Annotated in this window: 15 protein-coding genes; 14 read left to right on the top strand and 1 reads right to left on the bottom strand. The window is 69.8% G+C overall.

Annotation, left to right across the window (positions count from 1 at the left end):
- Positions 1-42: 42 nt before the first annotated feature.
- The 3 genes from ACZ5K7_RS29540 to nusB are packed head-to-tail and all read left to right on the top strand — an operon-like array spanning position 43 to position 2,194.
- On the top strand, positions 43-1,149 hold the full coding sequence (locus ACZ5K7_RS29540; protein WP_351707164.1) for an aminopeptidase P family protein: 1,107 nt from the start codon (positions 43-45) through the stop codon (positions 1,147-1,149).
- A 44-nt stretch (positions 1,150-1,193) separates the two neighbouring features.
- Complete coding sequence (gene efp / locus ACZ5K7_RS29535; protein ID WP_351707161.1) at positions 1,194-1,760, top strand: elongation factor P; 567 nt, start codon at positions 1,194-1,196, stop codon at positions 1,758-1,760.
- Between the two features lie 2 nt (positions 1,761-1,762).
- On the top strand, positions 1,763-2,194 hold the full coding sequence (gene nusB, locus ACZ5K7_RS29530) for a transcription antitermination factor NusB (RefSeq protein WP_351707158.1): 432 nt from the start codon (positions 1,763-1,765) through the stop codon (positions 2,192-2,194).
- A 285-nt stretch (positions 2,195-2,479) separates the two neighbouring features.
- Here nusB and bldD read toward each other — a convergent pair whose 3' ends face one another.
- Positions 2,480-2,983 (bottom strand): transcriptional regulator BldD, encoded by a 504-nt coding sequence (gene bldD, locus ACZ5K7_RS29525; RefSeq protein WP_351704518.1) that lies wholly within the window; start codon positions 2,981-2,983, stop codon positions 2,480-2,482.
- Between the two features lie 252 nt (positions 2,984-3,235).
- Between bldD and pyrR the strand changes: the two genes are divergently transcribed.
- The 11 genes from pyrR to rpoZ all read left to right on the top strand — a co-directional run bounded on the left by pyrR (position 3,236) and on the right by rpoZ (position 14,872).
- Positions 3,236-3,811 carry a bifunctional pyr operon transcriptional regulator/uracil phosphoribosyltransferase PyrR gene (pyrR, locus tag ACZ5K7_RS29520; RefSeq protein WP_351707155.1) on the top strand — a complete coding sequence of 192 codons (576 nt, stop codon included), beginning with the start codon at positions 3,236-3,238 and terminating at the stop codon, positions 3,809-3,811.
- Positions 3,812-3,896: 85 nt separating this feature from the next.
- Positions 3,897-4,877, top strand: coding sequence for an aspartate carbamoyltransferase catalytic subunit (locus ACZ5K7_RS29515; RefSeq protein WP_351707152.1), 981 nt, complete (start codon positions 3,897-3,899; stop codon positions 4,875-4,877).
- Positions 4,878-4,882: 5 nt separating this feature from the next.
- On the top strand, positions 4,883-6,169 hold the full coding sequence (locus tag ACZ5K7_RS29510) for a dihydroorotase (RefSeq protein WP_468917939.1): 1,287 nt from the start codon (positions 4,883-4,885) through the stop codon (positions 6,167-6,169).
- Positions 6,166-6,735 (top strand): PH-like domain-containing protein, encoded by a 570-nt coding sequence (locus ACZ5K7_RS29505; RefSeq protein ID WP_351707146.1) that lies wholly within the window; start codon positions 6,166-6,168, stop codon positions 6,733-6,735. The genes ACZ5K7_RS29510 and ACZ5K7_RS29505 overlap by 4 nt, the downstream gene beginning before the upstream one ends.
- On the top strand, positions 6,732-7,886 hold the full coding sequence (carA, locus tag ACZ5K7_RS29500; protein ID WP_468917936.1) for a glutamine-hydrolyzing carbamoyl-phosphate synthase small subunit: 1,155 nt from the start codon (positions 6,732-6,734) through the stop codon (positions 7,884-7,886). The genes ACZ5K7_RS29505 and carA overlap by 4 nt, the downstream gene beginning before the upstream one ends.
- Positions 7,879-11,187 (top strand): carbamoyl-phosphate synthase large subunit, encoded by a 3,309-nt coding sequence (gene carB / locus ACZ5K7_RS29495; protein ID WP_351707140.1) that lies wholly within the window; start codon positions 7,879-7,881, stop codon positions 11,185-11,187. The genes carA and carB overlap by 8 nt, the downstream gene beginning before the upstream one ends.
- 156 nt (positions 11,188-11,343) lie before the next feature.
- The gene (locus ACZ5K7_RS29490; RefSeq protein WP_351707137.1) at positions 11,344-12,450 is read left to right on the top strand and encodes a quinone-dependent dihydroorotate dehydrogenase; all 1,107 of its coding nucleotides are present in this window, start codon (positions 11,344-11,346) and stop codon (positions 12,448-12,450) included.
- On the top strand, positions 12,447-13,292 hold the full coding sequence (gene pyrF, locus ACZ5K7_RS29485; RefSeq protein WP_351707134.1) for an orotidine-5'-phosphate decarboxylase: 846 nt from the start codon (positions 12,447-12,449) through the stop codon (positions 13,290-13,292). Before ACZ5K7_RS29490 ends, pyrF begins: the two co-directional genes overlap by 4 nt.
- A gap of 278 nt (positions 13,293-13,570) precedes the next feature.
- On the top strand, positions 13,571-13,894 hold the full coding sequence (locus ACZ5K7_RS29480; protein WP_003977346.1) for an integration host factor: 324 nt from the start codon (positions 13,571-13,573) through the stop codon (positions 13,892-13,894).
- A 60-nt stretch (positions 13,895-13,954) separates the two neighbouring features.
- On the top strand, positions 13,955-14,548 hold the full coding sequence (gene gmk, locus ACZ5K7_RS29475) for a guanylate kinase (protein ID WP_351707131.1): 594 nt from the start codon (positions 13,955-13,957) through the stop codon (positions 14,546-14,548).
- 51 nt (positions 14,549-14,599) lie between these two features.
- The gene (gene rpoZ / locus ACZ5K7_RS29470; protein ID WP_003982715.1) at positions 14,600-14,872 is read left to right on the top strand and encodes a DNA-directed RNA polymerase subunit omega; all 273 of its coding nucleotides are present in this window, start codon (positions 14,600-14,602) and stop codon (positions 14,870-14,872) included.
- Positions 14,873-14,875: the final 3 nt, after the last annotated feature.

Raw genomic sequence — 14,875 nt, 5'->3', positions numbered from 1 at the left:
CCTCGACCGGCACAAATCGCCCACGACTCCTACGCTCGACTCATGTCAGACGTGTACGCGGCCCGCCGAACCAGGCTGAGGGAACGATGCAACGCGGCCGGCTGCCAGTCCGCGCTCGTCTCACGCCCCGCCAACGTGAGATACCTCGCCGGTGCCGCCCCCACCGGCTCCGTCCTGCTGCTCGGCAAGCGCGAGGACCTCCTCGTCAGCCCCGGCCCGCAGGACGACCGCCCCACCGAGGTCCGCCCCGACGACTCCCTTCGGCAGCACCTCCTCGAAGGGCCCGGTGGTGACCCCGCCGTGGCCGCCGCCGACCTCGCCGCCGTCCAGGACGCCGACGCCCTCGCCGTCGAGGAGCACCACCTCACGGTGACCCGGCACCGCGCCCTCTCCTCGGTCGCCCCCCGCCTCCGCCTCACCGACCTCGGCGGCGCCGTCGAGCAGCTGAGGGTCGTGAAGGACGAGGAGGAGATCTCCTGCCTCCGGATCGGTGCCGAGATCGCCGACCAGGCCCTCGGCGAGCTGCTGGAGTCGATCCTCGTCGGCCGCACCGAACGGCATCTCGCCCTGGAGCTGGAGCGCCGCCTGGTCGACCACGGCGCCGACGGCCCGGCCTTCCCCACCTCCGTGGCGACCGGACCGAACGCCGGCCGCCGCGGCCACCGCCCGACCGACCGGCGGGTCGAGGAGGGCGACTTTCTCTCCGTCTGCCTCGGCGCCACCTACCGCGGCTACCGCTGCGAGATCGGGCGTACGTTCGTCATCGGCACCTCGCCCGCCGACTGGCAGATCGAGCTGTACGACCTCGTCTTCGCCGCTCAGCGGGCCGGCCGGGAGAGCCTCGTACCTGGGGCGGCCTACCGTGATGTGGACCGCGCCGCCCGCCAGGTGCTGGACTCCGCGGGCTACGCCGAGGGACTCCAGCCCCTCACAGGACATGGCGTCGGACTCGAAATCGACGAGGACCCGCAGCTCGCCCCGTCGTCCATGGGTAAACTGGACGCTTGCGTGCCGGTCACCGTCGAACCGGGGGTCCACCTCCCGGGCCGGGGCGGTGTCCGGATCGATGACACGCTCGTCGTACGCCCTGAGGCGGACGGCGGACCCGAGCTACTCACCATCACGACCAAGGAACTGCTCGCGCTGTAGCGCGTGACCCGGGGTCGTACGTCAGTCCAGGAGATTCCGCAACCGTGGCTTCCACGAACGACCTCAAGAACGGCCTGGTGCTCAAGCTCGACGGAGGCCAGCTCTGGTCCGTCGTCGAGTTCCAGCACGTCAAGCCCGGCAAGGGCCCGGCCTTCGTGCGCACCAAGCTGAAGAACGTGCTGTCCGGCAAGGTGGTCGACAAGACCTTCAACGCCGGCGTCAAGGTCGAGACGGCCAACGTCGACAAGCGCGACATGCAGTTCTCGTACATGGACGGCGACTACTTCGTCTTCATGGACATGGACACGTACGACCAGCTGCACATCGACCGCAAGACCGTCGGTGACGTCGCGAACTTCCTGATCGAGGGCTTCGAGGCCATGGTCGCGCAGAACGAGGGCCAGGTGCTCTACGTCGAGCTGCCCGCCGCCGTCGAGCTGACCATCGCCGAGACCGAGCCTGGCGTCCAGGGCGACCGCTCCACCGGCGGCACCAAGCCCGCCAAGCTGGAGACCGGCTACGAGATCCAGGTCCCGCTCTTCATCACCTCCGGTGAGAAGATCAAGGTCGACACCCGCACCGGCGACTACCTCGGCCGGGTGAACAGCTAACCGTGGCTGCCCGCAACACGGCCCGCAAGCGTGCCTTCCAGATCCTCTTCGAGGGCGACCAGCGCGGGGCCGACGTCCTGACCGTTCTCGCGGACTGGATCAGGCTCTCCCGGGACGACACCCGGCAGCCGCCGGTGAGCGAGTACACCATGCAGCTGGTCGAGGGCTACGCGGAGCACGTGCGGCGGATCGACGAGCTGATCGCCCAGTACGCCGTCGGCTGGACCCTCGACCGGATGCCGGTCGTCGACCGCAACATCCTGCGTCTCGGGGCGTACGAGCTGATCTGGGTCGACGAGACGCCGGACGCGGTCGTCCTCGACGAGATGGTGCAGCTGGCGAAGGAGTTCTCGACCGACGAGTCGCCGTCGTTCGTGAACGGACTGCTGGGACGGCTGAAGGAGCTGAAGCCGTCGCTGCGCCGGGAGGCGTGAGCCGACAAACGCCGGAGGGCCTGCAGCACGCGCCTGCTGCGGGCCCTCCGGCGTCTGTGTGCCCAATGGGGTGGGTGGTGCGCTTGTAGGGCGGCTGCGGGCCGTGTGGGGCCTGTCGCGCCCACGCGGCGGAGCCGTATATCGATACAGCCCCGCGCCCCTGGGCCGGCAGGCAGCTCTCCACGTCCAGCTCGGCCCCGTGATGCGAAGAGTGCCGCCGAGCCGACCGGAACCATCGGGTTCCGGCCAGTCCGGCGGCACGTTTCTGCTAAGGCGTTGTGGGGGTCAGGCGTCCTCGTGGGTGGCGACCGCGCGGCGGGCGTCCGCGTCCAGGACACCCCAGCTGATCAGCTGCTCGGTGAGGACCGAGGGGGACTGGTCGTAGATGACGGCCAGTGTGCGCAGGTCGTCCTGGCGGATCGACAGCACCTTGCCGTTGTAGTCACCGCGCTGGGACTGGATCGTCGCCGCGTAGCGCTGCAGCGGGCCCGCCTTCTCGGCCGGCACGTTGGCCAGCCGCTCCAGGTCCAGGACCAGCTTCGGCGGGGGCTCGGCGGCGCCGCCCGGGGTGGTGCCCGGCAGCAGCTCCTGCACCGGAACGCCGTAGAAATCCGCCAGCTCGGCAAGGCGCTGCACGGTCACGGCACGGTCGCCACGCTCGTACGAACCGACCACCACGGCCTTCCAGCGCCCCTGGGACTTCTCCTCGACACCGTGGAGGGAAAGGCCCTGCTGGGTGCGGATGGCCCGGAGCTTGGCCCCGAGCTGTTTGGCGTATTCGCTGGACATATGGCTCCCCGGACACTGTGTCGACGCGGCCGGCCTTGGTCCCGCCGCGCGGCTGGTAACTCACTGTGAGGTTACGCAGCGTTACTCTCTCGCGTCAAGCCGAATGGTCCGCACCGACTCTTCCGCGGCAGCGACGACCGGTTACGCCAAGGGGGTGATCGGGGGCCTCTCCGGCACCTGATACGGTGGATGGCGCAAATCCGACGTCCTTTAAGGTCCGTCCCGTGAGGCGGAGAAGGGGGTCCGTTTCGTATGGACAAGCAGGTAAAGCCCGACCTCCAGGCATCCGACGCCCGGCCCGTTCTCGAAGGGCCCGACATCGCGCGGGTTCTGACCCGCATCGCCCACGAGATCGTCGAGCGCGCCAAGGGCGCCGACGACGTGGTGCTCCTCGGCATTCCGACCCGCGGTGTCTTCCTCGCCCGGCGGCTCGCCGCCAAGCTGGAGGAGATCACCGACCGCAAGATGCCCGTCGGTTCACTCGACATCACCATGTACCGCGACGACCTGCGCATGCACCCGCCGCGTGCGCTGGCCCGCACCGAGATCCCCGGTGACGGCATCGACGGCAGACTGGTCGTCCTCGTCGACGACGTGCTCTTCTCCGGCCGCACCATCCGCGCCGCCCTCGACGCCCTGAACGACATCGGGCGCCCGCGCGCGGTGCAGCTCGCGGTCCTCGTCGACCGCGGCCACCGTGAACTGCCCATCCGCGCCGACTATGTCGGCAAGAACCTCCCCACGTCGCTGCGGGAGACGGTCAAGGTCCTGCTCACCGAGGAGGACGGTCGCGACACCGTGCTGCTCGGTGTGAAGCCGACCCCGTAGCAAGCCCAGGGGCCCGCACCGCACCGGTGCGCCCACGCTTGCCCGCAATCTCCCGATATGTGAACTGCCTTACGGAGCCTGACAGATGCAGCGTCATCTCATCTCGGCCGCCGACCTCACCCGCGACGACGCCGTCCTGATCCTCGACACCGCCGAGGAGATGGCCCGGGTCGCCGACCGGCCGATCAAGAAACTGCCGACCCTGCGCGGCCGCACCGTGGTCAACCTCTTCTTCGAGGACTCGACCCGGACCCGGATCTCCTTCGAAGCCGCCGAGAAGCGGCTGTCGGCGGACGTCATCAACTTCACCGCCAAGGGGTCGAGCGTCTCCAAGGGCGAGTCCCTGAAGGACACCGCCCAGACCCTGGAGGCGATGGGCGTCGACGCCGTCGTCATCCGGCACGGCGCCTCCGGAGCCCCCTACCGCCTCGCCACCTCCGGGTGGATCGACGCCGCCGTCATCAACGCCGGTGACGGCACCCACCAGCACCCCACGCAGGCCCTTCTCGACGCCTTCACCATGCGCCGGCGGCTCGTCGGCCGGGACGCCGGAATAGGGCAGGACCTGGCCGGCAAGCGCATCACGATCGTCGGCGACGTCCTGCACAGCCGGGTCGCCCGCTCCAACGTCGATCTGCTGCACACCCTGGGCGCCGAGGTCACCCTGGTCGCCCCGCCCACCCTGGTGCCGGTCGGCGTCGGGAACTGGCCCTGCGAGGTGTCGTACGACCTCGACGCCGTCCTCCCCAAGTCCGACGCGGTGATGATGCTGCGCGTCCAGCGCGAGCGCATGAACGCCGCGTTCTTCCCGACCGAGCGCGAGTACTCGCGGCGCTACGGCCTCGACGGCGACCGCATGGCGCGGATGCCCGAGCACGCCATCGTGATGCACCCCGGCCCGATGGTCCGCGGGATGGAGATCACCGCCGAGGTCGCCGACTCCGACCGCTGCACCGTGGTCGAGCAGGTCGCAAACGGAGTCTCCATCCGGATGGCCGTTCTCTACCTCCTGCTCGGCGGCAACGAACCCGCCGTCAGTCCCGCCCGCACCACCGAGGAGAAGTAACACCCATGAGCAAGATCCTGATCCGTGGTGCGAAGGTGCTCGGCGGTGAACCGCAGGACGTCCTGATCGACGGCGAGGTCATCGAGGCGGTGGGCAGCGGGCTGTCCGCCGAGGGCGCGGAGGTCGTCGAGGCCACCGGAAAGGTGCTGCTGCCGGGCCTGGTCGACCTGCACACGCATCTGCGCGAGCCCGGTCGCGAGGACTCCGAGACCGTGCTCACCGGCACCCGCGCGGCCGCCTCCGGCGGCTACACGGCCGTGTTCGCCATGGCCAACACCTTCCCGGTCGCCGACACCGCCGGTGTGGTCGAGCAGGTCTACCGGCTCGGCCAGGAGCACGGCTACTGCGACGTCCAGCCCATCGGCGCCGTCACCGTCGGCCTGGAGGGCAGGAAGCTCGCCGAACTGGGGGCCATGCACGAGTCGGCCGCCGGGGTCACCGTCTTCTCCGACGACGGCAAGTGCGTCGACGACGCCGTGATCATGCGCCGCGCGCTGGAGTACGTGAAGGCCTTCGGCGGGGTCGTCGCCCAGCACGCGCAGGAGCCGCGGCTGACCGAGGGCGCCGAGATGAACGAGGGCGTCGTCTCCGCCGAGCTGGGACTCGGGGGCTGGCCCGCGGTCGCCGAGGAGTCGATCATCGCCCGGGACGTCCTGCTCGCCGAGCACGTCGGCTCCCGCGTCCACATCTGCCACCTCTCGACCGCCGGCTCCGTCGAGATCGTGCGCTGGGCCAAGTCCCGGGGCATCGACGTCACCGCCGAGGTCACCCCGCACCACCTGCTCCTCACCGACGAGCTGGTGCGGTCGTACAACCCGGTCTTCAAGGTCAACCCGCCGCTGCGCACCGAGCGCGATGTGATGGCCCTGCGTGAGGCGCTCGCCGACGGCACCATCGACATCGTCGCCACCGACCACGCCCCGCACCCGCACGAGGACAAGGACTGCGAGTGGGCCGCGGCCGCCATGGGGATGGTCGGCCTGGAGACCGCGCTGTCGGTGGTGCAGGAGACCATGGTGGACACGGGCCTGCTGACCTGGGCCGGAGTCGCCGACCGGATGTCCGTCAAGCCCGCGCGGATCGGACAGGCCGCCGGTCACGGCCGGCCCGTCTCGGCAGGTGAGCCCGCCAACCTCGCCCTCGTCGACACGGAATACCGTGGCCTGGTGGACCCCGCGGGCTTCGCCTCGCGCAGCCGCAACACCCCTTACGAGGGGCGTGAGCTGCCGGGCCGTGTCACCCACACATGGCTGCGGGGCAAGGCGACGCTCGTGGACGGGAAGCTGACGTGACACCTCTGATCCTGCTGGCCGACGACAAGAAGTCGGCCGCGGTCACCGACTGGTCCGCCCGCATCGGCTGGCTCGTCGGCCTCGCCCTGTTCGTCGCGCTCGTCTACTGGCTGATGCGCGAGGGCTGGAAATGGCGTGGCACCCTCCAGGGCGACCTCCCGGAGCTTCCCACCGCGCCGGACGACCTCGGTGAAGCCAGACTGACCATGAGCGGGCGCTACCACGGCTCCACCACCGCCGGGCAGTGGCTGGACCGCATCGTGGCCCGCGGCCTCGGCTCCCGCAGCCGGGTCGAGCTCACCCTGACCGACGCGGGCCTGGACGTCGTGCGCCCCGGCGCGACCGACTTCTTCATCCCCGCCGCCGCGCTCCGCGAGGCCCTGCTCGGCAAGGGCATCGCGGGCAAGGTCCTCACCGAGGGCGGACTGCTCGTGGTGACCTGGCAGCACGGCGACCGGCTGATCGACTCCGGATTCCGCTCCGACCAGGCGGCCGAGCACACCGAATGGGTCGACGCCCTCAACTCCATGATCAAGACACCCAGCACGGAAGGCGCCGAACGATGACGACCTCCACCAGGGGAACCGCTTCTCACAAGAAGGCGACTCCCGCCGTACTCGTCCTGGAGGACGGCCGGATCTTCCGCGGCCGCGCCTACGGGGCCGTGGGGGAGACCTTCGGCGAGGCCGTGTTCTCCACCGGTATGACCGGTTACCAGGAGACCCTCACCGACCCGTCCTACGACCGCCAGATCGTGGTCGCCACCGCCCCGCAGATCGGCAACACGGGGTGGAACGACGAGGACGACGAGTCGAGCCGCATCTGGGTCTCCGGCTACGTCGTGCGCGACCCCGCGCGCGTGCCCTCCAACTGGCGTGCCAAGCGGTCCCTGGACGACGAGCTGGTCGCGCAGGGCGTGGTCGGCATCTCCGGGATCGACACCCGTGCCCTCACCCGCCACCTCCGCGAGCGCGGCTCGATGCGCTCCGGCATCTTCTCCGGCGAGGCGGTCGCCGCCGACTCCGAGCTCCTCGCGCGCGTGCAGGCCCAGCCGCACATGAAGGGCGCGAGCCTCTACGAGGAGGTCGCGACCAAGGAGACGTACGTCGTCCCCGCGGTCGGGGAGAAGCGATTCACCGTCGCCGCCATCGACCTCGGCATCAAGGGGATGACCCCGCAGCGCATGGCCGAGCGCGGCATCGAGGTGCATGTGCTGCCGGCCACGGCCACCGAGGACGACGTGTACGCCGTCGGCCCCGACGGCGTGTTCTTCTCCAACGGACCCGGCGACCCGGCCACGGCCGACGGCCCGGTGGCCCTGATGACCTCCGTCCTGGAGCGGAAGACCCCGCTGTTCGGCATCTGCTTCGGCAACCAGATCCTCGGCCGCGCGCTCGGCTTCGGCACCTACAAGCTGAAGTACGGCCACCGGGGCATCAACCAGCCGGTCCAGGACCGTACGACCGGCAAGGTCGAGGTCACCGCCCACAACCACGGCTTCGCCGTCGACGCGCCGCTCGACCAGGTCAGCGACACGAAGTTCGGCCGCGCCGAGGTCTCCCACGTCTGCCTGAACGACGACGTCGTGGAGGGGCTGCAGCTGCTCGACCAGCCGGCCTTCTCCGTCCAGTACCACCCCGAAGCGGCAGCCGGCCCACATGACGCCGCCTACCTGTTCGACCGCTTCGTCTCTCTGATGGAGGGCCAGCGTGCCTAAGCGCACCGATATCCAGTCCGTCCTGGTCATCGGCTCCGGCCCGATCGTCATCGGCCAGGCCGCCGAGTTCGACTACTCCGGCACCCAGGCCTGCCGCGTCCTGCGCGCCGAGGGCCTGCGGGTCATCCTGGTCAACTCCAACCCGGCGACGATCATGACCGACCCGGAGATCGCCGACGCGACCTACGTCGAGCCGATCACCCCGGAGTTCGTCGAGAAGATCATCGCCAAGGAGCGCCCCGACGCCCTGCTGCCCACCCTGGGCGGCCAGACCGCGCTCAACACCGCGATCTCGCTGGCCGAGAACGGCGTCCTCGCCAAGTACGGCGTCGAACTGATCGGCGCCAACGTCGAAGCCATCAACAAGGGCGAGGACCGCGACCTCTTCAAGGGCGTCGTGGAGGCCGTGCGCGCCAAGATCGGGCACGGTGAGTCCGCCCGGTCGGTGATCTGCCACACCATGGACGAGGTGCTCGCCGGCGTCGACGAGCTCGGCGGCTACCCGGTCGTCGTCCGCCCCTCCTTCACCATGGGCGGCGCCGGCTCCGGCTTCGCGCACGACGAGGGAGAGCTGCGCCGGATCGCCGGCCAGGGCCTGACGCTCTCGCCCACCACCGAGGTGCTCCTGGAGGAGTCCATCCTCGGCTGGAAGGAGTACGAGCTGGAGCTGATGCGCGACAAGCACGACAACGTCGTGGTCGTCTGCTCCATCGAGAACTTCGACCCCATGGGCGTGCACACCGGTGACTCGATCACCGTCGCCCCGTCGATGACGCTGACCGACCGCGAGTACCAGATCCTGCGGGACATCGGCATCGCCGTGATCCGCGAGGTCGGTGTCGACACCGGCGGCTGCAACATCCAGTTCGCGGTGAACCCCGAGGACGGCCGGGTCATCGTCATCGAGATGAACCCGCGCGTGTCGCGGTCCTCGGCACTCGCCTCCAAGGCCACCGGCTTCCCGATCGCGAAGATCGCGGCGAAGCTGGCGGTCGGCTACACCCTCGACGAGATTCCGAACGACATCACGCAGGAGACCCCGGCCTCCTTCGAGCCCACGCTCGACTATGTGGTCGTCAAGGCCCCGCGTTTCGCGTTCGAGAAGTTCCCGCAGGCCGACTCCACGCTGACCACGACCATGAAGTCGGTCGGCGAGGCGATGGCCATCGGCCGCAACTTCCCCGAGGCCTTCCAGAAGGCGCTTCGCTCGCTGGAGAAGAAGGGCAGCCAGTTCACGTTCGTCGGCGAGCCCGGCGACAAGGAAGCGCTGCTGCGGGAGGCCGTGCGGCCCACCGACGGCCGTATCAACGCGGTCATGCAGGCCATCCGCGCGGGCGCCTCGCCCGAGGAGGTCTTCGAGTTCACGAAGATCGACCCGTGGTTCGTCGACCAGCTGTTTTTGATCAAGGAGATCGCCGACGAGCTGGCGGCCGCCGCCGAACTCACCCCCGACCTGCTCGCCGAGGCCAAGCGGCACGGCTTCTCCGACCAGCAGATCGGCGAGATCCGCGGCCTGCGCGAGGACGTCGTCCGCGAGGTCCGGCACGCGCTCGGTGTCCGTCCGGTCTACAAGACGGTCGACACCTGCGCGGCCGAGTTCGCCGCGAAGACGCCGTACTTCTACTCCTCCTACGACGAGGAGACCGAGGTCGCCCGGCGCGAGAAGCCGGCCGTCATCATCCTGGGCTCCGGTCCCAACCGCATCGGCCAGGGCATCGAGTTCGACTACTCCTGCGTGCACGCGTCCTTCGCGCTGTCGGACGCCGGGTACGAGACCGTGATGGTCAACTGCAACCCGGAGACCGTCTCCACCGACTACGACACCTCCGACCGGCTGTACTTCGAGCCGCTCACCCTGGAGGACGTCCTGGAGATCGTCCACGCCGAGCAGCAGGCCGGTCCGGTCGCCGGTGTGGTGGTGCAGCTGGGCGGGCAGACGCCGCTGGGTCTGGCGCAGGCGCTGAAGGACAACGGCGTGCCGATCGTCGGCACGCCCCCCGAGGCCATCCACGCGGCCGAGGACCGGGGCGCCTTCGGGCGCGTCCTCGCCGAGGCGGGCCTGCCGGCCCCCAAGCACGGCACCGCCACCAAGTTCGCCGAGGCAAAGGCCATCGCCGACGAGATCGGCTACCCGGTACTCGTACGGCCGTCGTACGTCCTCGGCGGCCGGGGCATGGAGATCGTCTACGACGAGACCCGCCTCGCCTCCTACATCGCCGAGTCCACCGAGATCAGCCCCTCCCGGCCGGTGCTCGTCGACCGGTTCCTGGACGACGCGATCGAGATCGACGTCGACGCCCTCTACGACGGCCAGGAGCTGTACCTCGGCGGCGTCATGGAGCACATCGAGGAGGCCGGTATCCACTCCGGCGACTCGGCGTGCGCCCTGCCGCCGATCACGCTGGGCGGATTCGACATCAAGCGCCTGCGGGCCTCGACGGAGGCCATCGCCAAGGGCGTCGGCGTACGCGGTCTGATCAACATCCAGTTCGCGATGGCCGGGGACATCCTCTACGTCCTCGAAGCCAACCCGCGCGCGTCCCGTACGGTCCCCTTCACCTCGAAGGCGACCGCGGTGCCGCTGGCCAAGGCCGCCGCCCGGATCTCGCTGGGCGCGACCGTCGCCGAGCTGCGCGCCGAGGGACTGCTGCCGGCCCGCGGCGACGGCGGTGAGCTGCCGCTCGACGCGCCGATCTCCGTCAAGGAGGCGGTCATGCCGTGGTCGCGGTTCCGCGACATCCAGGGCCGGGGCGTCGATACGGTCCTCGGCCCGGAGATGCGCTCCACCGGCGAGGTCATGGGCATCGACTCCGTCTTCGGCACGGCGTACGCCAAGTCGCAGGCGGGGGCGTACGGGCCGCTGCCGACCAAGGGCCGCGCGTTCATCTCGGTCGCCAACCGCGACAAGCGCTCGATGATCTTCCCGGCGCGTGAGCTGGTCGCCCACGGCTTCGAACTGCTCGCCACGTCCGGCACGGCCGAGGTGCTCAAGCGCAACGGCATCAACGCGACCGTGGTGCGCAAGCAGTCGGACGGCGTCGGTCCCCAGGGCGAGAAGACGATCGTCCAGCTGATCCACGACGGCGAGGTCGACCTCATCGTCAACACCCCGTACGGCACGGGGGGTCGCCTGGACGGGTACGAGATCCGGACGGCCGCGGTGGCCCGGTCGGTGCCGTGTCTGACGACGGTGCAGGCGCTGGCCGCGGCTGTGCAGGGGATCGATGCGCTGAACCATGGAGATGTGGGGGTGCGGTCGCTCCAGGAGCATGCGGAGAGGTTGACGGCCGCGCGGGACTGATAGGCCGTAGTGAGGCTGCGGGCCGGTTGTGGCTGGTCGCGCCCACGCGGCGGAGCCGCACATTGAGTACCGCCCCGCGCCCCTTCGGGGGCGCGTTGCCCAGCTGTCGATATGGGGGGCACCGTACGCCGGTGTCCCCCTTCCCATGAGGACTCGATGTACAAGATCTTCTTCAACCTCGTCTTCCGGCGGATGGACCCCGAGGCCGCCCATCACCTCGCCTTCCGGTGGATCCGGCTCGCCGCTCGCATCCCCGTGCTGCGCGCCTTCGTCGCCGCCGCGCTCGCGCCGCGGTACAAGGAACTGCGCACCGAGGCCTTCGGGCTGCGGATGCACGGGCCCTTCGGGCTGGCCGCGGGGTTCGACAAGAACGCCGTCGCGATCGACGGGATGTCGATGCTCGGGTTCGACCATGTCGAGATCGGCACCGTGACCGGTGAGGCGCAGCCCGGTAATCCCAGGAAGCGGCTGTTCCGGCTCGTCGCCGACCGGGCGCTGATCAACCGGATGGGGTTCAACAACGACGGATCGCTGACCGTCGCCGCGCGGCTGGCGACCCGTGAGCCCGTCTTCAGGACCGTCGTGGGCGTCAACATCGGCAAGACCAAGGTCGTACCGGAGGCCGAGGCGGTCCGCGACTACGTGAAGTCCGCCGAGCGGCTCGCGCCGTACGCCGACTACCTGGTCGTGAACGTGTCGTCGCCGAACACACCGGGCCTGCGCAACCTCCAGGCCGTCGACCACCTGGGTCCGCTCCTGACGGCCGTGCGCGAGGCCGCCGACCGTGTGGCGGCGAACCGCCGGGTGCCGCTGCTGGTGAAGATCGCGCCGGACCTCGCCGACGAGGACGTCGACGCCGTCGCCGACCTGGCAGTCGAGCTGGGTCTCGACGGGATCATCGCGACCAACACCACCATCGCGCGGGAGGGCCTCGGGCTGCGCTCCGACGCTGAGCTGGTGAAGGAGACCGGGGGGCTCTCCGGGGCGCCGCTGAAGGCGCGGTCCCTGGAGGTGCTGCGGCGGCTGTACGCGCGCGTGGGCGACCGGATCACCCTGGTGGGCGTCGGCGGCATCGAGAACGCCGAGGACGCCTGGCAGCGCATCCTGGCCGGTGCCACGCTGGTCCAGGGCTACAGCGCCTTCATCTACGAGGGGCCCTTCTGGGGCCGTGCCATCCACAAGGGGCTCGCGGCGCGCCTGCGCACCAGCCCGTACGCCACGCTCGCCGACGCGGTGGGCGCCGATGTGAGGAAGGCCGTATGAGCCCGTTGGAGCCCTTCGGCGCGCGGCTGCGCCGTGTGATGGACGAGCGCGGTCCGCTCTGCGTCGGTATCGACCCGCATGCCTCGCTGCTCTCCGAGTGGGGCCTGAACGACGACGTGGCAGGGCTGGAGCGGTTCAGCCGTACCGTGGTGGAGGCCGTGGCCGACCGGGTCGCGGTCATGAAGCCGCAGAGCGCGTTCTTCGAGCGGTTCGGCTCGCGCGGGGTGGCCGTCCTGGAGCGGGTGGTGCGGGAGGCACGGGACGCCGGGACGCTGGTCGTCATGGACGCCAAACGCGGCGACATCGGCTCCACCATGGCCGGGTACGCGGAGGCCTACCTGAGCAAGGACGCGCCGCTGTTCTCGGACGCCCTCACCGTCTCGCCGTACCTCGGCTACGGCTCGCTCAGCCCGGCCGTGGCGCTGGCCAGGGAGAGCGGGGCCGGCCTGTTCGTGCTGGCCCTGACCTCGAACCCGGAGGGCCCCGAGGTGCAGCACGCGGTGCGCGGCGACGGCCGGACGGTCGGCGCGACCATGCTGGCCCACCTGGCCGCCGAGAACGCGGGGGAGGAGCCGCTGGGCTCCTTCGGCGCCGTCGTGGGTGCCACGGTCGGCGACCTGTCGTCGTACGACCTCGACATCAACGGCCCGCTGCTCGCGCCGGGCGTCGGGGCGCAGGGGGCGACGGCCGCCGACCTCCCCACGGTCTTCGGGGCTGCGGTGCGCAACGTGGTTCCAAACGTGAGCCGAGGTGTTTTGCGTCACGGTCCTGATGCCGGGGCTCTGCGGGCGGCCGCGGAGCGGTTCGCGGGCGAGATCCGGGACGTCGTCGCAGGTCGGTGAGGGCCCCGATGAGTGATCCGGGAGCGCTTCGGCGGGCGCTCGGGCGACGGGTGCAGTGTGAATACATCCTCAAATCCTGGGCAGTATGTCTGAAATGTCCGGCCCTACAGAGGCTGACCAGGACTTTTCCGCTGTTCTCGCTGACTCTGGCGGACTTGCCCGCTAGTCTCCGAGCAGGGTGAACGGGCAAGCGTGTTGCTCGTGGCTCCCCAGGTGTGGGGCGACTAGGTTCCTCACCGGTCCGTATCCGACAGTTCGACATCCGAGGTGACGTAGGCGTGGCTCTTCCGCCCCTTACCCCTGAACAGCGCGCAGCCGCGCTCGAAAAGGCCGCCGCGGCTCGCCGGGAGCGGGCCGAGGTCAAGAATCGACTGAAGCACTCCGGCGCCTCTCTCCACGAGGTCATCAAGCAGGGCCAGGAAAACGACGTCATCGGCAAGATGAAGGTCTCCGCCCTGCTCGAGTCCCTGCCGGGCGTGGGCAAGGTCCGCGCCAAGCAGATCATGGAGCGACTCGGGATCTCCGAGAGCCGACGGGTGCGTGGCCTCGGTTCCAACCAGATCGCGTCCCTGGAGCGCGAGTTCGGCAGCACCGGCTCCTGATCACCGGGCCGTCCGGGACACCCGTCCCGGGCAACCTGCGATTGCTGGAATAATCGCTGCATGGCTGCAACATTCCGGGGGACGACCCCCGAGCCCCCGGACGTACGTCCGCGGCTGACCGTGCTCTCCGGCCCCTCCGGGGTCGGCAAGAGCACGGTCGTCGCCCATATGCGCAAGGAGCACCCCGAGGTCTGGCTCTCGGTGTCGGCGACCACCCGCAAGCCCCGCCCGGGCGAGAAGCACGGAGTGCAGTACTTCTTCGTCTCCGACGAGGAGATGGACAAGCTCATCGCCAACGGCGAACTCCTGGAGTGGGCCGAATTCGCGGGCAACCGCTACGGCACCCCGCGGCAGGCGGTGCTGGAGCACCTGGAGTCCGGCGTGCCGGTCCTGCTGGAGATCGACCTCCAGGGTGCTCGGCAGGTCCGCGAGTCCATGCCGGAGGGCCGTCTGGTGTTCCTGGCTCCTCCTTCCTGGGACGAGCTGGTACGCCGGCTCACCGGACGGGGCACCGAGCCGCCCGAGGTGATCGAGCGCCGTCTGGACGCGGCCAAGATCGAGCTGGCGGCCGAGCCGGAGTTCGACGAGACGCTGGTCAACACCTCCGTCGAGGACGTGGCGCGCGAGCTGCTAGCCTTGATGGACGTTGTGTGATCGTCTCTGATCATTCAGACTGAATCTTTCCCATCCATCGGAAGGCAGAGCGTGTCCTCTTCCATCACCGCGCCCGAGGGCATCATCAACCCTCCGATCGACGAGCTCCTCGAGGCCACCGACTCGAAGTACAGCCTCGTGATCTACGCGGCCAAGCGCGCCCGTCAGATCAACGCGTACTACTCGCAGCTCGGCGAGGGTCTCCTGGAGTACGTCGGTCCGCTCGTCGACACCCACGTCCACGAGAAGCCGCTCTCCATCGCCCTGCGTGAGATCAACGCGGGTCTGCTGACCTCCGAGGCCGTCGAAGGCCCGGCACAGTAGTGC

It is taken from the genome of Streptomyces sp. NPDC031497 (genome assembly GCF_055580905.1).
Note: the sequence above shows the minus strand (reverse complement) of the source record. Positions and strands in the feature narration are given on the sequence as shown.